General features: G+C 45.4%; 18 protein-coding genes and 1 tRNA gene. 18 read left to right on the top strand and 1 reads right to left on the bottom strand.

The genetic code is table 11. The features are described 5' to 3' along the window. Nucleotide 1 precedes the first annotated feature (1 nt). From whiA to D7Y06_RS12915, 7 genes are all read left to right on the top strand, one after another. Complete coding sequence (gene whiA, locus D7Y06_RS12945) at nt 2-892, top strand: DNA-binding protein WhiA (protein ID WP_120408208.1); 891 nt, start codon at nt 2-4, stop codon at nt 890-892. A 24-nt stretch (nt 893-916) separates the two neighbouring features. Beyond that, entirely contained in the window at nt 917-1804 is an 888-nt protein-coding gene (locus D7Y06_RS12940; RefSeq protein ID WP_120408207.1) for a diacylglycerol/lipid kinase family protein, read from the top strand. 48 nt (nt 1805-1852) lie between these two features. Beyond that, the gene (gene fba, locus D7Y06_RS12935) at nt 1853-2716 is read left to right on the top strand and encodes a class II fructose-1,6-bisphosphate aldolase (protein ID WP_120408206.1); all 864 of its coding nucleotides are present in this window, start codon (nt 1853-1855) and stop codon (nt 2714-2716) included. 323 nt (nt 2717-3039) lie between these two features. Continuing rightward, on the top strand, nt 3040-5175 hold the full coding sequence (locus tag D7Y06_RS12930) for a glutamine synthetase III family protein (RefSeq protein ID WP_120408217.1): 2136 nt from the start codon (nt 3040-3042) through the stop codon (nt 5173-5175). A gap of 199 nt (nt 5176-5374) precedes the next feature. Beyond that, nucleotides 5375-7162: an ammonium transporter gene (locus tag D7Y06_RS12925; protein ID WP_120408205.1), complete on the top strand. Its 1788-nt coding sequence runs from the start codon at nt 5375-5377 to the stop codon at nt 7160-7162. 225 nt (nt 7163-7387) lie between these two features. Further along, complete coding sequence (locus D7Y06_RS12920) at nt 7388-8035, top strand: hypothetical protein (protein ID WP_120408204.1); 648 nt, start codon at nt 7388-7390, stop codon at nt 8033-8035. Nucleotides 8036-8096: 61 nt separating this feature from the next. Further along, nucleotides 8097-9509 carry an Ig-like domain-containing protein gene (locus tag D7Y06_RS12915; protein ID WP_158591366.1) on the top strand — a complete coding sequence of 471 codons (1413 nt, stop codon included), beginning with the start codon at nt 8097-8099 and terminating at the stop codon, nt 9507-9509. A 21-nt stretch (nt 9510-9530) separates the two neighbouring features. On the opposite strand, the gene D7Y06_RS12910 is transcribed toward D7Y06_RS12915, so the two are convergent. Then, nucleotides 9531-10169, bottom strand: coding sequence for a YigZ family protein (locus tag D7Y06_RS12910; protein WP_120408202.1), 639 nt, complete (start codon nt 10167-10169; stop codon nt 9531-9533). A gap of 201 nt (nt 10170-10370) precedes the next feature. Here D7Y06_RS12910 and D7Y06_RS12905 point away from each other — a divergent pair, with 201 nt between their 5' ends. The 11 genes from D7Y06_RS12905 (at nt 10371) to ftsX (ending at nt 23727) form a co-directional block, all read left to right on the top strand. Next, nucleotides 10371-13058 (top strand): transglycosylase domain-containing protein, encoded by a 2688-nt coding sequence (locus D7Y06_RS12905; protein WP_120408201.1) that lies wholly within the window; start codon nt 10371-10373, stop codon nt 13056-13058. Nucleotides 13059-13076: 18 nt separating this feature from the next. After that, the gene (gene gnpA / locus D7Y06_RS12900) at nt 13077-15221 is read left to right on the top strand and encodes a 1,3-beta-galactosyl-N-acetylhexosamine phosphorylase (protein ID WP_120408200.1); all 2145 of its coding nucleotides are present in this window, start codon (nt 13077-13079) and stop codon (nt 15219-15221) included. Nucleotides 15222-15309: 88 nt separating this feature from the next. Continuing rightward, a tRNA-Gln gene (locus D7Y06_RS12895) sits at nt 15310-15381 on the top strand. A 119-nt stretch (nt 15382-15500) separates the two neighbouring features. Next, on the top strand, nt 15501-16211 hold the full coding sequence (locus D7Y06_RS12890; protein WP_120408199.1) for an acyl-[acyl-carrier-protein] thioesterase: 711 nt from the start codon (nt 15501-15503) through the stop codon (nt 16209-16211). A 1-nt stretch (nt 16212) separates the two neighbouring features. Next, entirely contained in the window at nt 16213-17046 is an 834-nt protein-coding gene (locus tag D7Y06_RS12885) for a CvfB family protein (protein WP_120408198.1), read from the top strand. A 151-nt stretch (nt 17047-17197) separates the two neighbouring features. Continuing rightward, entirely contained in the window at nt 17198-18583 is a 1386-nt protein-coding gene (locus D7Y06_RS12880; RefSeq protein ID WP_243119314.1) for an SH3 domain-containing protein, read from the top strand. A gap of 570 nt (nt 18584-19153) precedes the next feature. Continuing rightward, nucleotides 19154-19843 carry a WecB/TagA/CpsF family glycosyltransferase gene (locus D7Y06_RS12875; RefSeq protein WP_120408197.1) on the top strand — a complete coding sequence of 230 codons (690 nt, stop codon included), beginning with the start codon at nt 19154-19156 and terminating at the stop codon, nt 19841-19843. Beyond that, nucleotides 19840-20703 carry a YitT family protein gene (locus D7Y06_RS12870; protein WP_120408196.1) on the top strand — a complete coding sequence of 288 codons (864 nt, stop codon included), beginning with the start codon at nt 19840-19842 and terminating at the stop codon, nt 20701-20703. Before D7Y06_RS12875 ends, D7Y06_RS12870 begins: the two co-directional genes overlap by 4 nt. Before the next feature lie 307 nt (nt 20704-21010). Beyond that, a complete protein-coding gene (locus D7Y06_RS12865) occupies nt 21011-22099 on the top strand; it encodes a PucR family transcriptional regulator (RefSeq protein ID WP_120408195.1) in 1089 nt (362 codons plus the stop codon). 49 nt (nt 22100-22148) lie between these two features. Then, complete coding sequence (ftsE, locus tag D7Y06_RS12860) at nt 22149-22829, top strand: cell division ATP-binding protein FtsE (protein ID WP_120408194.1); 681 nt, start codon at nt 22149-22151, stop codon at nt 22827-22829. Further along, complete coding sequence (ftsX, locus tag D7Y06_RS12855) at nt 22819-23727, top strand: permease-like cell division protein FtsX (protein ID WP_120408193.1); 909 nt, start codon at nt 22819-22821, stop codon at nt 23725-23727. The genes ftsE and ftsX overlap by 11 nt, the downstream gene beginning before the upstream one ends. The last annotated feature ends 10 nt before the right edge of the window (nt 23728-23737 follow it).

Raw genomic sequence — 23737 nt, 5'->3', positions numbered from 1 at the left:
CATGTCATTTTCAAGTGAGGTTAAACAGGAACTGGCGGTGTCTTTTGCCAAAAGCAGGCACTGTATGCTGGCGGAACTTTCAGCAATCATAAATTATACAGGGAAAGTCAGTATCTTAAAAGGGGAAGTCTCCCTTTTGCTTCAGACGGATAACCAATTGGTAAGGGAAAAGTATGGGGTATTGCTGGAACGCCTGTTTCACATAGAGCCCCGGGAAAGAAAAATGTCCCAGGAGGAAACCTTAAAGGTCCTTGAGGGAGTAAAATTGTGGGATAAAGCAAATCATTGCTTTAAGAACACTTCCGTTGTGGACGGGATTTTAATTCAGCAGAACTGCTGTAAGCGGGCCTTTATCCGGGGGGCTTTTTTATCAGCCGGCTCTATCAGCAACCCCAATAAGGGATATCACTTTGAGATTGTCTGCACCTCCCTGCCCCAGGCAAAGCAGATACAGTCCGCTATGAACAGTTTTGAAGCGGATGCAAAAATCGTTACCCGGAAAAAAAACCAGGTGGTGTATGTAAAAGAGGGGACGCACATTGTGGATCTTTTAAATGTCATGGGGGCCCATGAGGCGTTGATGAATCTGGAAAATGTGCGCATTGTAAAGGAGATGCGCAATTCCGTAAACCGCCAGGTAAACTGTGAGACGGCAAATATCAGCAAGACGGTGAATGCGGCGGTGAGGCAGATTGAGGATATTGTGTACATCAGGGACCATATGGGGCTTGAGAGCCTGCCGGATCATTTAAGGGAGATGGCGCTTTTGCGCCTTAAGTACCCGGATGTCCCCTTAAAAGAGCTGGGATCTTATTTAAATCCCCCTGTGGGGAAATCCGGCGTGAACCACAGGCTGAGAAAGTTATCAAAAATAGCGGAAGAAATGCGCTGAAAATTCCAGAAAGGGTAATCATCTATGAAAAAGCTTTTATTTATATTTAACCCCCATTCCGGCAAAGCACAGATAAAGAGCAAACTTTTGCAGATTGTTGACATTATGGTGAAGGCGGGATACGAAGTCACTGTGTATCCTACCCAGGAGAGAAGCGACGCCAGCAGGGTGGCCTTTGAGCAGGCTGGAAATTACGACCTGGTGGTGTGCAGCGGCGGCGACGGCACTTTAGATGAAGTGGTAAGCGGCATGATGAAGTGTCCCAAAAGGATTCCTTTAGGCTATATCCCTGCAGGGAGCACCAATGATTTTGCAAGCTCTTTAAAAATTCCGAAAGATATGGCAAAGGCGGCAAAGATTGCCGTAACCGGCAGAAAATTTTCCTGCGACGTGGGGAAATTTAATGAGAAGCCTTTTATCTATGTGGCTGCATTCGGGATTTTTACGGAGGTTTCCTACAGTACCAAACAGGAATGGAAAAATATTTTAGGCCATGCGGCATATCTCTTGGAGGGGGCAAAAAGCCTTCACAGTTTTGCATCCTATCATATGCGGGTGGAACACGACGGGGAAGTTCTTGAGGGAGAGTTTATTTTCGGCATGATAACCAACTCCATCTCTGTGGGGGGATTTAAAAATATGACGGGAAAAAATGTGGAGCTGGACGACGGGGTGTTTGAAGTAACCCTTATCCATATGCCAAAAAATCCCGTGGAGCTTAATGCAATTTTGGCATCCCTCACAAACCTCATTGACGATACGGATTTAATCCATTCTTTTAAGAGCAGCCAGGTGTCCTTTTTGTCGGAGGAGGAAGTCCCCTGGACCTTAGACGGGGAATTTGGAGGGGCACCCAGAGAAGTTACTGTGAGAAATGAACAGAGGGCACTAGACATTATGGTTAAGAATTGATATAATGTAACGTAGGAGTTAAATTTAGGATATAAAGGAGAGATAATTATGTTAGTTTCTGCAAAAGAAATGCTTGACAAAGCAAAAGCCGGCCACTATGCAGTGGGACAGTTCAACATTAACAACTTAGAGTGGACAAAATCCATTTTAGCTACCGCTCAGGAGTTAAATTCACCGGTAATCCTTGGGGTTTCCGAGGGAGCCGGAAAGTACATGACAGGTTATAAGACCGTTGTGGGCATGGTTAAGGGAATGATGGAAGAGATGAACATCACAGTTCCTGTTGCCCTTCACTTAGACCACGGCTCTTATGAAGGATGCTTAAAATGCGTGGAAGCAGGATTTTCTTCTATTATGTTTGACGGTTCCCACTATCCTATCGATGAGAACGTTGCAAAAACAACGGAGTTAGTGAAACTGGCACATGACAACAACATGTCCATTGAGGCTGAAGTTGGTTCCATCGGCGGTGAAGAGGACGGAGTTGTGGGTATGGGAGAGTGTGCAGATCCCCAGGAATGCAAAGCTATCGCTGATTTAGGGGTAGACATGCTGGCAGCAGGAATCGGAAATATCCACGGCAAATACCCGGAGAACTGGGCAGGACTTAGCTTTGAGACACTGGATGCCGTTCAGCAGCTTACAGGAGCTATGCCTTTGGTTCTTCACGGCGGTACAGGAATTCCTGAGGATATGATTAAGAAAGCGATTTCCCTTGGTGTTGCCAAGATTAATGTAAATACAGAGTGTCAGTTATCTTTTGCAGATGCTACACGTAAATATATTGAGGCTGGCAAAGACTTGGAGGGCAAGGGATTTGACCCAAGAAAGCTTTTGGCGCCGGGAGCAGAGGCAATTAAGGCTACGGTAAAAGAGAAAATGGAATTGTTCGGCTCTGTAGGAAAAGCTTAAGGAAGAGTCAATTTTCACAAATAGTGAGAAGCATTCACTTAAAAGTTGTGCATTTTTTCTCTTGCATTTTGAATTTGATTGTTGTATCCTATTACCAGCAAATGAAATATGCTAATTGATGAAAAGAACAAGGGTGTTCCAAGTGTATTTGGAATACCCTTTTTTGTGCAGGGGCGCACATGGAAATCAGCCGTTACACGGCGGGCAGGGGAAGAAAATCTTCCCTGCCCGATTATGTAGGCCTACATAAGGACATAAAGAAATTTGCTGCTTGTGCAGGGGCATATACATTTGACGATAAAAATGGAAAGGAAGGATTTGATATGGAAAGAGCCGGGGAATATTACAGTGTATCTGAAATTTTTGGAGAAAATGTATTTAATGATGCAGTGATGCAGGAACGCCTGCCGAAAAAAGTGTATCAGAAAATGAAACAGACCATCAGTGAGGGCAGGGAGCTTGATTTGGCTACGGCAGATGTGGTGGCCCATGAGATGAAAGAGTGGGCTATTGAAAAGGGAGCAACCCATTATACCCACTGGTTTCAGCCCATGACAGGGGTAACGGCGGAAAAGCATGATTCCTTTATCACCGCACCTATGGAAAACGGAAAAGTCCTTATGAGTTTTTCCGGGAAAGAGCTGATTAAAGGGGAGCCGGACGCCTCTTCCTTCCCCTCCGGGGGACTTCGGGCTACTTTTGAGGCCAGAGGATATACCGCATGGGACTGTACCTCACCTGCCTTTGTGAGACAGGATGCTGCCGGGGCAACTCTTTGCATCCCAACTGCCTTTTGTTCCTATACCGGGGAGGCATTGGACCAGAAAACACCGCTGCTGCGTTCCATGGAAGCGGTAAACAAACAGGCAATCCGCCTTCTGCGGTTATTTGACAACCAGACCTCCAAAAAGGTAACTGCCTCCGTAGGTCCGGAGCAGGAATACTTTATTGTGGACAGGGAGAAATATTTAAAGAGAAAAGATTTGATTTTCACCGGGCGTACTTTATTCGGGGCAATGCCTCCTAAGGGCCAGGAGATGGATGACCATTACTTTGGGGCTATCCGGGAGAGGATTGCGGCATATATGCGGGATGTAAACAAGGAGCTGTGGAAACTGGGGGTTTCCGCAAAGACCCAGCACAATGAGGTGGCTCCGGCACAGCATGAACTGGCTCCTATTTATGCAACCGCCAATGTGGCTGTTGACCACAACCAGCTTGTTATGGAGACATTAAAGAAGATTGCAGGGCGTCACGGCTTACAGTGCCTTCTCCATGAGAAACCTTTTGCCGGGGTGAACGGTTCCGGAAAACACAATAACTGGTCTATTACCACAGACGACGGAATCAACCTGTTAGATCCGGGGGTAACGCCCCACCAGAATGTACAGTTCCTTTTGGTTCTGACTTGTATTTTAAAAGCGGTAGATATCCACGCCGATTTGTTAAGGGAATCTGCAGCGGATGTGGGAAATGACCACAGGCTTGGGGCAAACGAAGCGCCCCCCGCTATTATTTCCGTTTATCTGGGAGAGCAGCTTCAGGATGTGCTTACCCAGTTAATCAGTACCGGTTCTGCAACCCACAGTTTAAAAGGGAGCAAGTTAGAGACAGGGGTTACCACACTGCCTGACTTTATGAAAGATGCCACGGACAGAAACAGGACTTCACCTTTTGCATTTACAGGAAACAAATTTGAGTTCCGTATGGTGGGTTCCCAGGATTCTATTGCACAGCCAAATGTGGTGTTAAACACTATCGTTGCAGAGGCATTTTCCGAGGCCTGCGATGTTCTGGAAAAGGCTAAGGAGGAAGATAATTTTGAGATGGCAGTCCACAACCTGATTAAAGAGTATGCCACAGAGCACCAGAGGGTGGTATTTAACGGCAACGGATACTCCGACGAGTGGGTGGAGGAAGCAGAAAAGCGTGGTCTTCCCAACATTAAGTCCATGGTAGATGCCATCCCGGCTTTAAATACGGAAAAATCCGTGAAACTTTTTGAAAAATTCGGCGTGTTTACCAAGGCAGAGCTGGATTCCCGTGTGGAGATTGAGTACGAGACCTATGCAAAAGAGATTAACATAGAAGCCAGGGCTATGATTGACATTGCCGGAAAGCAGATTATCCCGGCTGTCATCAAGTATACCACGGCCCTTGCCACATCTCTTTCTGCTGTGGCTGCAGCCTGCGGGGACGCAGATATCAGCGTGCAGAAAGAACTTTTGGTGGAGGTGTCCGATTTGCTCTCCGATACCAAAAAAGCCCTTGCAGCCCTGCAGGATGTGACAGAGCAGGGAGCGTCTATGGAAGAGGGAAGAGCACAGGCTGTGTTCTACAGGGATACGGTGAAATCTGCTATGGATGCCTTAAGGGCTCCTGTGGATAAACTGGAAATGCTTGTAGATAAGGATATGTGGCCAATGCCTTCCTACGGTGATTTGATTTTTGAAGTTTAGGATATCGGATTGCATGAAGAGCTTTATTTATAAGCTATAAAAAAGAAGATGCGTTTTCTTGGAACCACAAAGCTGTGGAGAAGGGGGGACGTGTCTTTTTTTATTTACAGGGGGCACAGAAGGAAAATAGCAGCAAATCTGCATGTGCTTTAGCTGTCCATATATCACAGAAAATGTGTGAAAATGAGGAGGAAATATTATGACAAATGAGATTATGGAAGTCGTAGAGAGCAACATTTTCGGCGTATGGTTTTTAATTGGAACGGCGCTGGTATTCTGGATGCAGGCAGGTTTTGCCATGGTGGAGGCAGGTTTTACCAGGGCAAAAAACTCCGGTAACATTATTATGAAAAACCTGATGGATTTCTGTATCGGCACTGTGATGTTTATTCTTATTGGATTTTCCCTTTTGCTGGGGGAAGATTTTATGGGATTTATCGGAAAGCCGGGATTTGACATTTTTACCAGCTATGCTGACTTTGATTTTTCCAATTTTGTTTTTAACCTGGTATTCTGTGCCACAACGGCAACCATTGTGTCGGGAGCCATGGCGGAGCGGACAAAATTTTTATCCTACTGTATTTATTCCGGCGTGATTTCCGCACTGATTTATCCCATTGAGGCCCATTGGGTCTGGGGCGGCGGCTGGCTTTCCCAGATTGGGTTCCACGATTTTGCAGGATCTGCCTGTATCCATATGGTAGGCGGTGTCTGCGCCCTGATAGGGGCAAAAATCTTAGGTCCCCGTATCGGCAAGTTTTCTAAAGACAAACAGGGAAATATTACAAAAGTAAACGCATTTCCGGGACATAACATCCCCATCGGCGCCCTTGGGGTATTTATCCTCTGGCTGGGCTGGTATGGATTTAACGGCGCAGCGGCAACGACTGTGGAAGAGCTTGGCTCTATCTTTGTGACTACAACCATTGCCCCGGCTATTGCAACGGTAGTCTGTATGGTATTTACCTGGGTGAAATTTGGGAAACCGGACGTTTCCATGTGCTTAAACGCATCCCTGGCAGGGCTTGTGGCGATTACGGCTTCCTGTGATGTGACAGATGGATTTGGGGCGATTGTAATCGGATTTGTGGCAGGGCTTCTGGTGGTTTTCGGCGTGTGGCTTTTAGATGAAAAACTCCGCATTGACGACCCGGTGGGAGCTGTTGCGGTACATATGATGAACGGCATCTGGGGAACCATTGCAGTGGGTCTTTTTGCAACGGACACCGCTCCGGCATTTGCCAGAGGTTATGGAGACGGAGTAAACTTTGGGGCAAACCAGATTGTGGGAAAAGGTTTATTTTATGGAGGTGGATTTAAGCTTTTGGGAATCCAGCTCTTTGGAACGGCAAGCATTATTGCCTTTACGGCAGTGGCCATCACCATTACTTTTTTGGCAATCCGGGCAGCCATTGGTCTTCGGGCTTCTGAGGAGGAGGAAATTTTGGGCCTGGATATCACAGAACACGGCCTGCCCTCCGCTTATTCCGGATTTTCCCTGATGGATGTGTCCAACACCATGACTATGGATATCAATGAGAACACAGACCTTGGGGCGCCGGATTACGAGACAGCCTCCCAGGTAAAGAGGGACGCGGCAGTGAAAGTGGTATCTATGCCTGTCCAGACTACAGGTATCTACAAAGTTGTAATTATTGCAAAACTGTCGCGGTATGACAAGCTGAGACGGGCCATGAATGATTTGGGCGTGACAGGAATGACGGTAACCCAGGTGATGGGCTGCGGTATCCAGAAAGGGGCCGGAGAGAGATACCGTGGTGCGGAACTGGATGCAACTTTGCTGCCGAAGGTAAAGGTGGAAGTGGTTGTGAGCAAGATTCCTGTGGAAAATGTTGTGGAGGCTGCAAAGAAAGTGCTCTATACCGGGCATATCGGGGACGGAAAGATTTTCGTTTACGATGTGGCGAAGGTGGTTAAGATCCGTACCGGGGAAGAGGACAGAGAGGCCTTGCAGGATGTGGAGTAAAATCCACAAAAAATCCCCCCTTGGCAAATGCCAGGGGGATTTTTTTGCTTGTTGCAGCAAATCACAACAATGCAGGAACCTAATTTTGGAAAATGTCCTTATTGCTTTTTTGAGAGGTATTTAGTATAATAGAAAAAATTGTGGTGAGAACAGAAACGTAACTTCTTATGACGGGAAGAATCAGAGAGGGATACGGAACAAGGCAAGAACGTTAGGAGAAAAAGTATGAAAACCAAAAGTAAAATGTTATTTCTTGGGATGATGGCGGCTCTGATTTTTATGGTATGCCCTTTATTTCCTTGGATGCAGACAGAAGTATTTGCGGCGGGGGCTTCCGGAACCACTCTTACGGTAAAAAATAAGGAGTTGTATGATGCTCTTTTGTACCACTTTAATAAGAGTTCTTGGTCTAATGCAGGTGCATTGGCTGGTGAAGATGAGGGGAAGCAGGAAATTACCCTGAATATGGAGAAAGTGAAATCTATTGAAATAAAACGGGTGGACATGACGAAGGACAATTCCCTGGAGGTTTTAAAAACGCTGATTAACGGCTGCGACAATTTAGAAGAGTTGTATTTGGAAACCTGTAATCTTACCGGGTTTGATTATAATTTACTGAACCAGAGGCAAAAACTGTCCCAATTATATTTGGTTGATACGAAAATGACTGCGGTTCCGAATTTAAAATTAGAAAAATTAAGTATTTTGTGCCTGTCAGAAAATAACCTGTCTGCCAACGGCGCTTGTGATGCGATTACCAGGGCTAACTTTCCAAACTTGCAAACGTTGTGGCTGGATGATTGCGGGCTGACGAATATTGATTTTATAAAAAATACGGGGGGGGGGGTTAATAAGTCTGTCACTGGGGGATAACAGACTTACAGATGCTTCCCTGTCATCGTTGCTTGATATGAGCCAGGGGACATTGGCTGGTTTGGAGGATCTTAATCTGGGGATTAAAGTTCATGATGTGGCTGGAATTTCCTATAATATATACAGTAACAGCAAAAACAATTTTACTGATATGGAAAAGCTGGCGCTGCTCCCGGAGAGATTTCCACTGGTGAAGAAAATGGATTTATCAGCTCTTAAAATTACTTCGCTCCAGGCTTTTCGCGGTTTAAGGGACAACATATCCATTGATTTTTCCCAGAATAGGATCAGTGACTTTGCAGGCCTGGAGAGTAAAAACATTACTTTAGAACGGCAGAAAATGTATATTTCAGGCAATTTTGCACCGGATTTGGAATGTGAGATGCCGGAAATTCTAAAGAATATTATGGATGGGAACCATAGGCTGTATGGTACTCTGGAAAAATTTAATAACTGCCGTTTATCCGGCGATGGAACAAAACTTATTTTTGAGCCAAAGCAGACAAGGGCGTCTGTTTCGGTAAAGGGGGGAAGACTTTCGAATTCCACCATTTATTTTGAACCTATCAGGCTGGTTCCTGCTTATACCATTCCCCAGGGCTTAACCGCCACGGAAGGGGATACCCTGGCAAAGGTTATCCTGCCGGAGGGATTTGCGTGGAAAGATTCTGCACTTTTTGTGGGAGAAGTGGGAACCCGTTCATTTAAAGGCATCTACACGCCAAAAGATACAGGAAAATATATATCCCTTGAGGTGGATATTCCGGTGACGGTAAAAAAAGCAGAGACAAATTCCACGGAGGTTACACCGGGGCCGAAACCCATACCAGACCCAAGTCCTGAGCCGGATGAACCCGATAAGCCCGACGAGTCTAACCTGACGGGAAACCAGATTGAGGCCAGGAAAGATTTATCCCTTCTCCTTGCCACCGGAAAGCAGAAAGGGAAGAACGGCATAGAGCTGACCTGGAAGAAAAAGAACGGAAGTTCCGGTTATGAAGTATACTGGTCTTATTGTGACGGAAAGAGAAATTATCAAAAAGCAAAGACGGTAAAGAGTACCGGACGGCGGAGTTATATTCACAAGAATTTGAAAAAGAGCCGGGCGTATAAGTATTATATTGTCTCCTATAAGATAAAAGGAGGGAAAAAGTTTTACCAGTCAAAATCTCCCGTCATCCATGTGGCTATGTCGCAGGAAAAGAGTACCAATGTGAAAAGCATTACGGTGAATAAGACAAAGGTATCTTTAAAGGCAAAAAAGACCTTTCAGATTAAAGCCAGTGCCAAGGCGGAAAATAAGAAAAAGAAACTCTTAGCCCATACGGATAAGTTTCGCTACTATACCAATGACAAGAAAGTGGCAGAAGTTACCAGGAAGGGCAAAATCCGGGCAAAGAAAAAAGGTTCCTGCAGTATTTTTGTCATTGCCAATAACGGAGTGTCAAAGGAGATAAAGGTGACAGTAAAATAGTGTGAGGCTTATGATTTCCTGTTAAAGTGTGATAACCTCCCCCTCCAACACAGCAAAATTCACACTTTCCTGCCACTCAAACATTGCAGTCCCATTTGTCCCCTCGGTGATTTTTTTCCGTATTTGTTCTTTTAATTCCAGTGGAATCATGGCATGTATAATTACCTGGTCTGTATATTCCACTTCTATAATTGAAATTTTAGCTTTGCCCAAAAGGTACTGGATTTTTCCCAGTCCGTTGTAATCTGTGTGGACGGCCAGTTTCTGGCCAGGCTGTATGTCTAAAATTACAGAGCCGTTAAGGCCTGCCTGGACAGCTTTCTGGTAAGCCCGCACCAATCCTCCCGTTCCTAAGAGAACGCCCCCAAAATACCGGGTCACCACCACGGCGGCATTGTGGATTTCTTCTTTTAAAAGAACGTCAAGCATAGGCCGCCCTGCTGTCTGGCTGGGTTCCCCGTCGTCGGAACACCGGGAAATTTCCTGGTTTTTTCCTATGACAAAGGCGGAGCAGTTATGTCTGGCGTCCCAGTATTTCTTTTTCATCTCCCCAATAAATGCGATGGCTTCCGCTTCTGTCTGTACCGGGCGGAGCGTCGCGATGAAACGGGATTTCTTTTCTACAATTTCTCCTTCTCCACCTGTGTAAATTATTTTCATAGAATGAAAACTCCTTTTGTCTGATAATATGTAATAGGAACTGTTACGATTATATCATTCCCTTATGTTTGAATCAACGGAAAAAAGGAAAACCTATCAGAGTATAGAGTATGTTCGTTACAAATTAATTCACATTATTTTCTTTAATTATAGGAAACTTTTTGTTATAATAGATGCGTTATATGAAAAAGGAGGCTTATTATGAACTATGGAAAAAATAGTACAAAGAAGCGTGAAAAAGAACTGACTTCCAAAGGTACTATGATTCGGAAAAAATTCAGCATAATATTTTTAAAGACTTTGCTGTTTTGCCTCTTTGCATTCATTATCGTAGGTGGATGTGCAGGTTTCGGGCTCATGAAAGGCGTAATTGACGCCGCTCCGGAGATTAATTTGGCTGATGCGACTCCGACAGGCTTTTTGTCCACTGTTTTGGATAAGGAAGGCAAACAGACAGCTACTTTAGTGGCCACAGGATCCAACCGTGTGTATGCGACTATAGATGAGATACCCATAGAAATGCAGCATGCCATTGTGGCTATTGAGGATGAACGTTTTTATGAACACAACGGAATTGATTTAAAGGGTATCCTTCGTGCCGGGGTAAAAGGAATTACCAGCGGAAAATTTTCCGAGGGAGCCAGCACCATCACCCAGCAGCTTTTGAAAAACAATGTGTTTACCAGCTGGACCAGTGAATCCTCTTTTGCTGACAAGCTTCAGAGAAAAATTCAGGAGCAGTATCTGGCAATTCAGCTGGAGAAAAAAGTGTCCAAGGACTGGATTTTGGAAAATTATCTGAACACAATCAACCTGGGGCAGAATACTCTGGGGGTACAGGCTGCTTCCAGGCGTTATTTTGGAAAAGATGTCTCGGAGCTGAACCTGTCGGAAAGTGCGGTAATTGCCAGCATTACCCAGAATCCCTCCAGGCTGAATCCCATCAGCAACCCGGATAAAAACGCTGAGCGCCGGGAAAAAGTCCTAAACAATATGTTAAAGCTGGGTTACATTTCCGAGGGGGAATATAACAGCGCCATGAAAGACGACGTGTATGACAGAATCCAGGTGGTAAATACCCAGACAGAGGAGGAGGACGTGACATCTTATTTTGTGGATGCCCTTACCGACCAGGTAATTCAGGATTTTATCGACCAGTTGGGATACACAGAAACTCAGGCGTACAAGGCGCTGTACAACGGCGGTCTCACGATTGAATCCACCCAGGATCCGGCCATTCAGGCGATCTGTGACGAAGAGGTAAACAATCTGGAAAATTACCCCACAGCGCCGAAGTATTCTTTCTCTTACCGTCTGACAGTGGAAAAAGCCGACGGAAGCTACAAAAATTACAGCGAACAGACGATGTTGTACTATTATCAGGCACACAATGCAGACTACAGCGTAAATTTTGCATCCCAGGAGGAGGCAAGTGCTGCCATAGAAGCCTACAAAGCGGAAATTATGGAGCCGGGAGATAAGATTGTGGAAAACGGGGAAAGTATCACGTATACCCTGCAGCCCCAGACCGCCCTGACTGTGATTAACCAGTCCACAGGTGAAGTTGTGGCACTGGTAGGGGGAAGAGGGGATAAAACAGCCAGCAAGACATTAAACCGTGCCGCAAGCACCACCAGGCAGCCCGGCTCTACCTATAAGGTACTGGCGGCTTATGCCCCGGCATTGGACAGCGGAGGGCTGACATTGGCTTCTGTCCAGGACGATGCCCCCTACTCCTATGAAAACGGCACTTCCCTTCGGAATTACGACAATTCCTTCCGAGGATTTACGCCTTTAAGGGAGGCCATAACCCATTCCATAAATATTGTGACAGTTAAGACCTTAACAGAAATCGGTACAAATCTAGGGTTTAGTTATCTCCAGGATTTTGGATTTACCACATTGGTAGATGATGACAATAACCAGGCTCTTGCCCTGGGAGGTATTACAAACGGTGTGACAAATCTGGAACTTACAGCGGCCTATGCTTCGGTAGCAAATGAGGGAACTTATATTCGCCCCAGATTTTACACCAGGATTTTGGACCATGACGGAAATGTGCTGATTGACAATACGCCCCAGACCCATGGGGTATTAAAGTCCTCCACCGCATGGCTTTTGACAGACGCTATGAAAGATGTGGTAACTTCCGGTACAGGAACCGCCGTTAATTTTCCCAATATGGAAATCGCCGGTAAAACGGGAACTACCACAAAGAACAGAGACGCTCTTTTTGCAGGATTTACGCCTTATTATACCTGTGTGGTGTGGGGGGGATATGATGACAACACGCCCCAGGCGGGGGGGACGACTTCCTACCCAAAGAAAATCTGGCGTGCTGTAATGAGCCGGATTCATGAAAATCTGGAGTATAAAGATTTTGTTATGCCATCGGACATTACCACGGCAACTGTGTGCAAAAAGTCCGGGAAACTGGCAGTTGCGGGACTTTGTGACTGTGATCCCAGGGGAAGTATGATTCAGACCGAGTATTTTGCAGAGGGAACAGTCCCCACAGAACACTGCGACCACCATGTAAATGTTACCGTGTGTGCGGAATCCGGCATGCTGGCAACAGATTTTTGTCCAAACCGTGTCAGCGGCGTATATATTATAGGGGGTACGCCTGGCTCCGCAGATGAGCCTTACCTGTTAAGCGAGGGCTCTACAACAAACACTTGTCCCCTGCACACAACACCTCAGCAGGAGCCGGTGAATCTGCCGGATATAGATTTTGAGGATGGGGAAGTGCGGAAGGACAAAGAAGATAAGAATGACGACAAAAAAGAAGATATAAATGATGACAAGAAACAAGATGATGATAAAAAGGAGGACCAGAAAGAAGATCAGAAGGAAGATCAGAAAAATGACAATGATTCTGATGATTAAATAGGAGGAGGTATTTTTATGAGAGGACAAGTGACCATTCCAACGGATATCAATGTAGTGGAGGAGACATTGGATTTAATGGAAAAATGGGGCGCAGATGCCATCCGGGACTGTGACGGCACGGAATTTCCCCAAAAGCTAAAGGAGGTGGATGCGAAAATATATGCCACCTATTATACCACCCGGAAAGACAATGGGTGGGCCAATGCCCATCCCCAGGAGATTCAGCAGTGTTATATTATGACGCCTCAGTACACAGCTATGGACAGCCATTTGGAGATTCCCATTATGAAGGGGATTTATCCGGATATGTTAAAGCCAAACGTCAGGGATGACATTAAGCGGTGGTGGGAGGTGATTGACCGCACCACAGGGGAAGTAGTGCCTGTATCGGACTGGAATTATAAGGAAGGGGTAGTAACAGTATATGGAAAGGCATATCACGCCTACACTGTAAGTTTTCTCGCCTATATTATGTGGGACCCGGTGCACATGTATAATGCGGTGGTAAACAGCTGGGACAATGTGGAAAAGCAGATGACCTTTGATGTGCGCCAGCCCCTGACCCATGAGTTTACCCTGAAACGTCTCAGAAAATTTATAGAGGAGCACCCTTATGTAAATGTGATTCGCTTTACCACCTTTTTCCATCAGTTTACCTTGGTCTGTGACGAGGAGGCAAGGGAAAAATATGTGGATTGGTTTGGGTATTCCGCTTCTGTAAGCCCTTATATTTTAGAACAGTTCGAAAAGGAAGCGGGATATCCCTTCCGGCCGGAGTATATTATCGACCAGGGATACTACAACAACCAGTACAGGATTCCCACAAAAGAGTACAAGGATTTTCAAAAATTCCAAGTGAGGGAAGTTGCAAAAATTGTGAGGGAACTTGTGGATATCTGCCACGAGTACGGAAAAGAAGCCATGATGTTTTTGGGGGATCACTGGATTGGCACAGAACCTTACCTGGAGGAATTTCAGACCCTTGGCATCGATGCGGTGGTAGGCTCTGTGGGAAATGGATCTACCCTGCGGTTAATCAGCGATATCAAAGGAGTAAAGTACACAGAGGGAAGGCTGCTGCCCTATCTCTTCCCAGATACCTTCTATGAGGGGGGGAAACCTTTAGAGGAGGCCAAGAAAAACTGGGTCACTGCCCGCCGGGCCATACTGCGAAGCCCGATAGACCGGATTGGATACGGGGGATATTTAAAACTGGCTCTTGATTTTCCTGATTTTATACAGTATGTGGAATCCGTGTGTGAGGAATTTCGGCTTCTTTACCAGAATGCAAAGGGAACCACGCCCTATTGCGTAAAGAAAGTGGCAGTTTTAAACTGTTTTGGAAAAATGCGTTCCTGGGGATGCCATATGCAGCACCATGCCATTTACCACAAACAGAACTATTCTTATGCAGGGGTTCTTGAAGCGCTCTCCGGTGCTCCCTTAGATGTGTGTTTTATCAGCTTTGAGGACATTTTAAAGGATTCCCATATTCTTGACGGTGTGGACGTGATTATCAACGTTGGAGATATGGATACAGCCCAAAGCGGCGGCAGCTACTGGACAAATGAGACAATCCTAACCCTTATCCGAAGATTTGTGGCAGAGGGGGGCGGTTTTATCGGAGTGGGGGAGCCTTCTGCCACCATGCACCAGGGCAGGCTGATTCAGCTTGGGGATATCCTTGGTGTGGAGATAGAAAACGGTTTTACCCTGGGCTATGACAAATACAACTGGCAGGAAAAAGAGCATTTTATTCTGGAAGATGCGGAAACATCACAGCTGGACTTTGGGGAGGGGAAAAGGAATATTTATGCCCTTGAGGGAACGGAAGTTCTGGCAGTGGCAGACGGCAGTGTCCAGATGGCGGCAAGAGATTTTGGAAAAGGCCGGGGCGTATATATTTCCGGGCTTCCCTACAACTTTTTAAACAGCCGCATCCTCTACCGGGCTGTACTTTACAGCTGCCATGGGGAGGAGGAAGTAAAACGCTGGTACAGTACAAACTATAATGTGGATGTACATGCCTATGTGGTCAACCACAAATACTGTGTAGTGAACAATACTTACGAGCCGCAGACAAGCACGGTCTATATCGGGGACGGGACCAGTTTTCAGGTATCTTTGGCGCCAAATGAAATCAGATGGATGAATTTGTAAAAAAAATTATAAAAAATACTTGACTATTGTTTTCGGTTGCTATATAATATCTATTGTTGACGGCGGAAAGCTTGTCAGCAATAGATGAAGGGCTATCGCCAAACGGTAAGGCAACGGACTCTGACTCCGTCATTTCAAGGTTCGAATCCTTGTAGCCCTGTTTTCCGAAACTCAGTAGATATGTCTACTGAGTTTTTTTCTTTCCAGCCCTCAAGGGCAGGGGATGGCAGGATTGGAGATTCCGGGAATGGAATTTTGTGATAGGGAGAGGAGACAGATATGTATGGTTTTGAAAGTGTGGTAAGATACAGCGAAGTGGACGTTCACAGGCATATGACATTGACGGCGCTGTTAGAGCTTTTGCAGGACTGCTGTATTTTCCAATCAGAGCATCTGGGGATTGGCATGGATTACCTAAAGGAGAGAAAACGGGCATGGGTGCTGTCCTCCTGGCAGGTTATCGTAAAGCGCTATCCTCTTTTGGGGGAAAAGGTGACTGCCTTCACCTGGGCATATGAGTGCAAGGGATTTTACGGTTATCGGAACTTTAAAGTTGTGGACGAACAGGGCGGAGTCGTCGCATATGCAAATTCCATATGGATTTACATGGATACAGAAAAAATGCGCCCTGCAAGGATTCCCCAGGAGCTTGCCGCAGTGTATTCCATGGACGAACCTTTGGAGATGGAGAAGGCAGGACGGAAATTAGACCTGGAAGGTGAGTGGGAAAAAGCAGCTCCGGTTCCAGTTCAAAAATTTCATATAGATACAAATCAGCATGTGAATAACAGTAAATACGTTATGATAGGCCAGGAGTATCTCCCGGAAGGTTTTAAAATAGGAGAACTGAGGGCAGAATATAGGAAAGCGGCTGTGTTGGCGGATACCTTTTATCCCCGCATCGGCGTAAAAGAAAACCAGGTGACGGTATCTTTGGAGAATGAGGAGGGCAAACCCTATGCAGTCCTGGAATTTATAGAGGAGAATTAGAATGAAGTTAGGTGAAAAACAAAAGCTGACCGTAGTAAAAATTGTTGAATTTGGGATTTATCTTGCAGAACACCAGGGGGATGAAACGAGAGTCCTGCTTCCGGGGAAACAGGTTCCGCCAGGAATCGGGCCGGGGGATGAACTGGAAGTTTTCTTATACAAAGACTCCAAGGACAGGCTGATTGCCACCACCAAGGAACCACGTCTGGTGCTGGGAGGATTTGCGGCACTGTCTGTAAAGGAAGTGGGAAAAATTGGGGCATTTATGGATTGGGGACTGGAAAAAGACCTGTTTCTTCCATATAAAGAAATGATGGGGAAAGTAAAGCAGGGGGATGAAATTTTAGTCACCCTGTATATTGATAAGAGCAGAAGGCTTTGTGCAAGCATGAAAGGCATATATGACCTTTTAGACAAAGACGCCCCTTATAAAAAAGAGGATACAGTCACAGGCAGGGTGTATGAGACAGGGGGGAATTTTGGAACCTTTGTTGCAGTGGATGACAGATATTCTGCCATGATACCCAAATTTGAGGATTGCAGCCATCTGCGCATCGGAGATGTGATAGAGGCTAAAGTTTCCAATGTGAAACCGGACGGGAAACTGGATCTTACCCTGCGGGAAAAAGCGTATATTCAAATGGACGCAGATGCGGAGAAAGTGCTTGAGGTAATACAGGAATACGCAGGTGTGCTTCCTTTTAACGATAAGGTATCCCCGGAGATTATCAAACGGGAGTTTCGCATGAGCAAAGCCGCATTTAAACGGGCGGTGGGGCGTCTGTACCGGGAACATAAAATTGAAATAACGGAAAATAGTATCCGAATATTGTAAAAAAATGTCATAGAATGTGGTTGACGGAGTAAATACGATTTGATATAATAGCCACGGTGAGTATGTAACAATTTTGTAACAGATATGAGAAAAATGGACAAACTAATCTCAAATGTACAAGAGGTACATCAGTATTGGAGGAAAGATTATCATGAATATGAATCGTAAAACGCTTAAGATGGCAGCATGTTGTATGGCGGCTACTGTAGTTTTGACAGCATCGCCCAGTGCCGTTTTTGCCACAGAGGCACCTGTGGCAGGAATGACAAATATTACGGCGTCAGCGTTACAGGATACAGAGGCATCGGAAAATACAGAGAGGGATTCCGAAAAAAAGGATTCCCAGAAAAGTTCCGGGGCCGGGATTACCCAGCAGATTGCGGAAAGCATGAACACGGAAGAGGGAGCGGCATCCGAGTCTTCAGAGGAAGAACAGCCCGCAGAACCTTCCCAAAATGAGCAGGAAAGCGAATCCCCACAGGAGGAGCCGGGAGAGGAAGCGCCACAGGAAGAACAGCCCGATGCGTCCTCAGGGGAACCCCAGCCGGTGGATATTGTGGGAGCCGGGATTACTCAGCTTATCGCAGACAGCATTTTAGATGCAGAGGAAGAAGCGGAAGAGGAGCAGAGAAAAGAGACAGAAAGAAAGTCTGTTTATGATAATATAGCCATTGCCCAGGTGGATAATTTTGTCAATGTAAGGGATGCCGCTACTGAGGAAGGCGAGGTTGTGGGAAAATTGTACAATAATTCGGCAGCCACTGTTGAGGCGGAAGAAAACGGCTGGTATAAAATCACTTCCGGGAATGTAACAGGTTATGTAAAAAGTGATTTTGTAGTCTGTGGAGATGAAAATCTGGCAAAACAGGTGAGCAGACGTGTGGCGACCGTAGATACAGAGACATTATTTGTGAGGACTGAGCCAACCACTGAGTCTGATGTGCTGGAGATGGTTCCCGATCAGGAACAGCTTACAGTGACAGACGAGAGCGTGGACGGATGGACAAAGGTATCCGTTGAAAAGGGAGACGGCTATGTTTCCAATGACTACGTGAAAATGTCTACAGAGTTTGTTACGGCAGAGTCCAAAGCAGAGGAGGAGGCAAGGCTTGCCAAGGAAGAGGCAGAGAGAAAAGCGGCTGAAAAGGCAGCGAAAAAATCCTCCGCAGGATCCGGTGCAAAAGCCAGTGCAGGAAGCTCTACGGGAAGCGCAGTTGCCAACTATGCATGTCAGTTTGTGGGCAATCCCTATGTGTACGGCGGTACCAGTTTGACCAATGGAGCAGATTGTTCCGGATTTGTAATGTCTGTCTATGCGGCATTCGGCGTGGGTCTTCCCCATTCTTCCTCCGCTCTCCAGGGCGTGGGATACGGGGTAAGCGATATGCAGCCCGGTGATATTATTTGTTACAGCGGCCATGTGGGAATTTACATCGGCAATAATACCATCGTGCATGCCAGCACACCGGAAGGCGGCATTAAATATACTTCACCAGTAAACTACAGGCCCATCGTGGCAATTAGAAGGATATTCTAACAGAATTCTAATAAAAAGAGAGTATGCAGGACATGCTCTCTTTTTTTGCGGAAAAATAGAATTTTGCAGCCAAAGTTTCATTTTGGAAAACCGGTGAAGCCTGGGAAAAAGATATGGTTATACATAATGCACAAAATCAGAATGGTGTCGAAAAAGGTCGAGGATAACCGGTGGATAAAAACCCAAAGTTATCCACATAGAAAATATTGAGATTATCGAAAAAAAGCAGTTATACACGAAGTTATCCACTTTATCCACAAAAAAGTACATAAATAATAGGGTATAAGTGGGGTAAAATAAGAACGGGCGTTTTGTCAGTTTACAATAAACTTGACGGGTCTTGAAAAAAAAGCGGAAAATATGTTGACATTTCAAATGTGAAAATATAAAGGAAATTGTGCGAAAATAAGGAAATTTTGTAGAAAATAGTAAGAATTGTAGAAATTTGTCATTTCTCTGGGGGAAAAACATTTGTAAAACCTTTGTGTTGAAAAACCCCAGGCTTTTTGATATACTACTGCATGTATCTGGAAATATATAGAGTGGAAAAACTGATGGATAAGGGAATATATGGTTAAGAAAATAGAAGTATTGGGAATAAGTATTGACAATTATACAGTGAGGGAGGCCCTGCTGCAGTTAGATACTTTTTTGAGCAGTTCGGCGTTAAATATTATAGAGACAGTTACGGTGGAAAAGATTTTGCTGTCAGAGACAAATCCAAGCATCAGGGACTGCCTCAGGCAGGCGGATTTAACTCTGATTGGAGATAAAGAGCTGCTGGGAGGAAAAGAGCAGGCATCTGTGCAGCGGATTCGGGAAATCAGGAACAATGAATTTTTATATGAAATGATCCGTCGGGTGGTGAGAAATCAAAAACGTGTATTTCTTCTGGCCATGACCAGGGCGGAAGTGGATAAAATGCAGGATTTCTTTCAGGGTGAGAGTGAAAGGTTTAAAATAGAGGGCAGCTATGCCCTTGAGGAGTGCGGCGGGGATTTGGACGCCATTGTAAATGAGATTAACAGCACCACGCCGGATATGGTGATTTCTGCAATGACTTCCCCTTATGAAGAAGAATTTATTTTAGAACATAAGGACAAACTAAGTTTAAGCATATGGCTTGGCCTCTGTCCGGGGTACAATCGGAAACCAGAGGGAATCGCCATTGGAAGCCATGTGAAAAGTCTGGCCCTGCGTGGGAAACTTTACCATGCAGTGCAGAAATATGAAAAAGAAAGTCAGGAAAAGAAAAAATGAAACTCTATAGTAACCGTCCTTACTATGTGGATTACTTATTGCTGCTTTTGGGAACAGCAATGGTTGCCATGGGAATTCAGTGGCTCTATGACCCGGTGGGGCTGGTCACAGGCGGATTTACCGGCATCGCCATTATCGTAAAGAGCCTTTCAGGGGGCAGGATTCCCCTGTGGTTAACAAATATTGTTTTGAATGTGCCGGTGTTTCTCATTGCGTACCGTGTAAAAGGGAAACGTTTTATCGGAAAGACCCTCTTTGGCACGCTTATGCTTTCCGCATGGCTGTATATTATTCCCCTTGGGGATTTGGCAAAGGGGGATTATATCCTGGCTGCGATTTTTGGAGGGGTGATTTCAGGTATAGGCATGGGACTTGTGCTTTTGGCAAAGGCAACCACAGGGGGCACGGATATGGTAGCTGTGCTGGTGCAAAAAAAGATGCGGCACTATTCCGTTGTGCAGATTATGCAGGTGATTGACGGCCTTGTGGTTTTTGCGGGGCTTTATGTCTTTGGGATTCAGGCGGCGCTCTATGCAATTGTGGCCATTTTTGTCACTTCAAAAATGTCGGATGCCCTGATGGAGGGAATGAAGTACACAAAGACGGCTTTTATTATTACTGCCCGGGCGGAGGATGTGGCGAAAACCATAATGGAGCGTCTTGACCGGGGGGTGACAGGGCTTTTTGCAAAGGGAATGTACTCCGGACAGGAAAAATGTGTGCTTTACTGTGTGGTGGAGCGGAAACAGATTGTGGAATTGAAAGATATTGTGGCGGAATTTGACCCGGATGCCTTTGTGATTGTGTCAGATGCCAGGGAAGTGTTCGGCGAGGGGTTTATAGAGACGAATTTGCGTTAAAGCCTATCTGGTATGGTGATTTTTTATAAACCACATGATGTGGTATATAGATTCACAAAAAAACTACTAGGAAAAATAGACAAAAGAATTGAACAGAAAAAGATGAAAAAAATTGAGGAAGTGCATAAAAAAATATGTATTTCCTCTTTATTTTTTGGTGATTTTAGTTTAAAATAGCAGATAGGTGTATCTACAATAGAAGATTTACGGGGGCTTCATTGTGAAAGTTGTATATCCGTGTAGAGCGGTCTGCGGACTGCATACCAAATTTCGGGGTCCGTATGGGGGGCAAAAAGGAGAATAAGCTATGATATCAAATCAAATACTGCAGAGCACGATTGATGGTCTGAAGGGAATTACCAGAATTGACTTATGTATTATCGATACAGAGGGGAAAGTGCTTGCAGCCACATTTCCCGACGCAGAACGTTTTGTGGAGCCGGCAGAGACATTTGCTGCATCGCCGGCAGATTCCCAGGTGATTTCCGGCTGTCAGTTTTTTAAAGTGTTTGATGAGCATCAGCTGGAATATGTGCTTTTAGCCGTGGGAGACAGTGAAGATGTGTATATGGTTGGGCAGATTGCCAGTTTTCAGATACAAAATCTTCTGGTAGCCTACAAAGAAAGGTTTGACAAGGACAACTTTATTAAGAATCTTCTTTTGGATAACCTGCTTTTGGTGGATATTTACAACCGGGCCAAAAAACTTCATATTGACACGGAAGTGCGCAGGGTGGTATATATTATTGAGTTGAACCGTGACAAAGAGGGAAATGAACTGGAAAAAATACGGGGCATTTACGGGGGCAAGTCAAAGGATTTTGTCACAGCGGTGGATGAGAAGAGTATTATTGTGGTAAAGGAACTCTCTGAGAATGAAAACTACGAGGATTTAAATAAGACGGCGGAAGTGATTTTAAATCTCTTCCGGGGAGATGCGGAGCGCGACATCCATATCGCTTACGGGACCATTGTAGGGGAAATCAAAGACGTGTCCCGCTCTTATAAGGAGGCCAGGATGGCCCTTGACGTGGGTAAAATTTTCTTTGAGGAGAAAAATATCATCGCTTACTCCACCCTGGGAATCGGGCGCCTGATTTACCAGCTCCCCATACCCTTGTGTAAAATGTTTATCAAAGAAATTTTCGATTCCAAGTCACCGGACGATTTTGATGAGGAGACCCTTGTCACCATAAATAAGTTTTTTGAGAACAATTTAAATGTGTCCGAGACGTCCAGGCAGTTGTACATTCACAGAAATACATTGGTATATCGATTGGACAAACTGCAAAAAAGTACGGATTTGGACCTTCGTGTCTTTGAGGATGCCATCACCTTTAAGATTGCCCTGATGGTAGTAAAGTACATGAAGTATATGGAGTCCTTGGATTATTAAGGAATTGCCCGGAAATATTCCGGCGGTTAGTAAGGATTAGGAGGCATACATGATAAAGCTGGAAAATGTGAGCAAAGCATACAGTGCCGGGGTGCCGGCGTTAAATGATGTAAATCTTGAAATTGCAGACGGAGAGTTTGTCTTTATTGTGGGGGACAGCGGCTCTGGAAAGTCCACGCTGATTAAACTTTTGTTAAAGGAATTAGAGCCCACAGAGGGAACGATTATTGTGGACGGAAGGCGGTTAGGCGCCATCCGCCACAAACAGATTCCAAAATTCCGCAGGAATTTAGGGGTGGTTTTCCAGGATTTCAGGCTGTTAAAGGACAGGAATGTCTATGATAACGTGGCCTTTGCCCAGAGGGTTATCGGGGCATCCGTGAGAGAATCAAAGCGAAAAGTGCCTGTGATGCTGTCCATGGTGGGACTAGCTGCAAAGTATAAGTCCTATCCCAGACAGCTCTCCGGCGGGGAGCAGCAGAGGGTGGCCATAGCCAGGGCCCTTGTGAACCAGCCAAAGATTCTATTGGCAGATGAGCCTACGGGAAATTTAGATGCCAACAATGCCTGGGAAATTATGAAGCTTTTGGAGGAGATAAACGAGCGGGGGACAACGGTGGTGGTGGTTACCCACAATATGGATATTGTTAAAATCATGAATAAGCGGGTGATTACCATGAAGAAAGGCGTCGTTATATCCGACGTAGACGGTGATTTCAATGAGGATTAGTTCAATAGGATATACGATTAAACAGGGTTTTTCCAATATTTGGAGAAACAAAATGTTTTCCCTGGCGTCCATGGCTACCATGTCGGCCTGTATTTTTCTTTTCGGCCTTTTTTTTGCCATTGTAACAAACTTTGAGGCTATGGTGAAAGAGGCGGAGTCCGGGATGGCGGTGACGGTTTTGTTTGACGAGGGAATTACCCAGGAACAGATTGATGCGATAGGGCAGGAGATAAAAAAGCGTGTGGAGGTCTCCGAATATGAATTTATATCCCCGGAGCAGGCCTGGGAAGAATTTAAAGGAGATTATTTCGGAGATAATGCGGAGGCAGCGGCAGGCTTTGCAGACGATAATCCCCTGGCAAATTCTGCAAGTTACGCCATTTATATGAACGATATATCTATGCAGCCTGTGCTGGTGGATTTTTTGGAAGGGTTAGACGGGGTCAGGGAAGTGCGCCATTCGGAAGTGGCAGGCCGCACACTGACAGATTTTAACAGTCTGATTGGCTATATTTCTGTGGGTATTATCCTCATACTGCTTTTGGTGGCGGTCTTTTTGATTAGCAATACGGTGACCACAGGTATTGCCGTGCGCAAGGATGAGATTGGGATAATGAAGTTAATCGGAGCCACGGATTATTTTGTCCGGGCGCCTTTCGTGGTGGAAGGGGTTTTGATTGGGCTAATTGGCTCTGTCGTGCCTTTGGCGCTCCTTTATTTTCTCTACCGGAAGGTTGTGTTTTACATATCGGACAAGTTTAGTTTTTTAAGTTCTCTCTTGAACTTCCTTCCTGCCCAGAAAGTATTCCACACCTTAGTCCCTGTGGGATTGGTATTGGGAGTGGGCATCGGATTTTTAGGCAGTTGGATTACCATTCGGAAACATTTAAAAGTTTAACAGGAGAAAT

The sequence above is a fragment of the Roseburia sp. 1XD42-69 genome (assembly GCF_003612565.1).
In the GTDB taxonomy this organism is placed as follows: Bacteria; Bacillota; Clostridia; order Lachnospirales; family Lachnospiraceae; genus Roseburia_B.
The sequence above is the reverse complement of the archived record's forward strand: the minus strand, read 5'-3'. Positions and strand labels throughout refer to the sequence as shown.

Bases quoted from the DNA above. Each gene is read 5' to 3' on its own strand.
- whiA (WP_120408208.1), top strand. From the start codon at position 2: ATGTCATTTTCAAGTGAGGTTAAACAGGAACTGGCGGTGTCTTTTGCC.
- D7Y06_RS12940 (WP_120408207.1), top strand. From the start codon at position 917: ATGAAAAAGCTTTTATTTATATTTAACCCCCATTCCGGCAAAGCACAG.
- fba (WP_120408206.1), top strand. From the start codon at position 1,853: ATGTTAGTTTCTGCAAAAGAAATGCTTGACAAAGCAAAAGCCGGCCAC.
- D7Y06_RS12930 (WP_120408217.1), top strand. From the start codon at position 3,040: ATGGAAAGAGCCGGGGAATATTACAGTGTATCTGAAATTTTTGGAGAA.
- D7Y06_RS12925 (WP_120408205.1), top strand. From the start codon at position 5,375: ATGACAAATGAGATTATGGAAGTCGTAGAGAGCAACATTTTCGGCGTA.
- D7Y06_RS12920 (WP_120408204.1), top strand. From the start codon at position 7,388: ATGAAAACCAAAAGTAAAATGTTATTTCTTGGGATGATGGCGGCTCTG.
- D7Y06_RS12910 (WP_120408202.1), bottom strand. From the start codon at position 10,169: ATGAAAATAATTTACACAGGTGGAGAAGGAGAAATTGTAGAAAAGAAA.
- D7Y06_RS12905 (WP_120408201.1), top strand. From the start codon at position 10,371: ATGAACTATGGAAAAAATAGTACAAAGAAGCGTGAAAAAGAACTGACT.
- gnpA (WP_120408200.1), top strand. From the start codon at position 13,077: ATGAGAGGACAAGTGACCATTCCAACGGATATCAATGTAGTGGAGGAG.
- D7Y06_RS12890 (WP_120408199.1), top strand. From the start codon at position 15,501: ATGTATGGTTTTGAAAGTGTGGTAAGATACAGCGAAGTGGACGTTCAC.
- D7Y06_RS12885 (WP_120408198.1), top strand. From the start codon at position 16,213: ATGAAGTTAGGTGAAAAACAAAAGCTGACCGTAGTAAAAATTGTTGAA.
- D7Y06_RS12880 (WP_243119314.1), top strand. From the start codon at position 17,198: ATGAATATGAATCGTAAAACGCTTAAGATGGCAGCATGTTGTATGGCG.
- D7Y06_RS12875 (WP_120408197.1), top strand. From the start codon at position 19,154: ATGGTTAAGAAAATAGAAGTATTGGGAATAAGTATTGACAATTATACA.
- D7Y06_RS12870 (WP_120408196.1), top strand. From the start codon at position 19,840: ATGAAACTCTATAGTAACCGTCCTTACTATGTGGATTACTTATTGCTG.
- D7Y06_RS12865 (WP_120408195.1), top strand. From the start codon at position 21,011: ATGATATCAAATCAAATACTGCAGAGCACGATTGATGGTCTGAAGGGA.
- ftsE (WP_120408194.1), top strand. From the start codon at position 22,149: ATGATAAAGCTGGAAAATGTGAGCAAAGCATACAGTGCCGGGGTGCCG.
- ftsX (WP_120408193.1), top strand. From the start codon at position 22,819: ATGAGGATTAGTTCAATAGGATATACGATTAAACAGGGTTTTTCCAAT.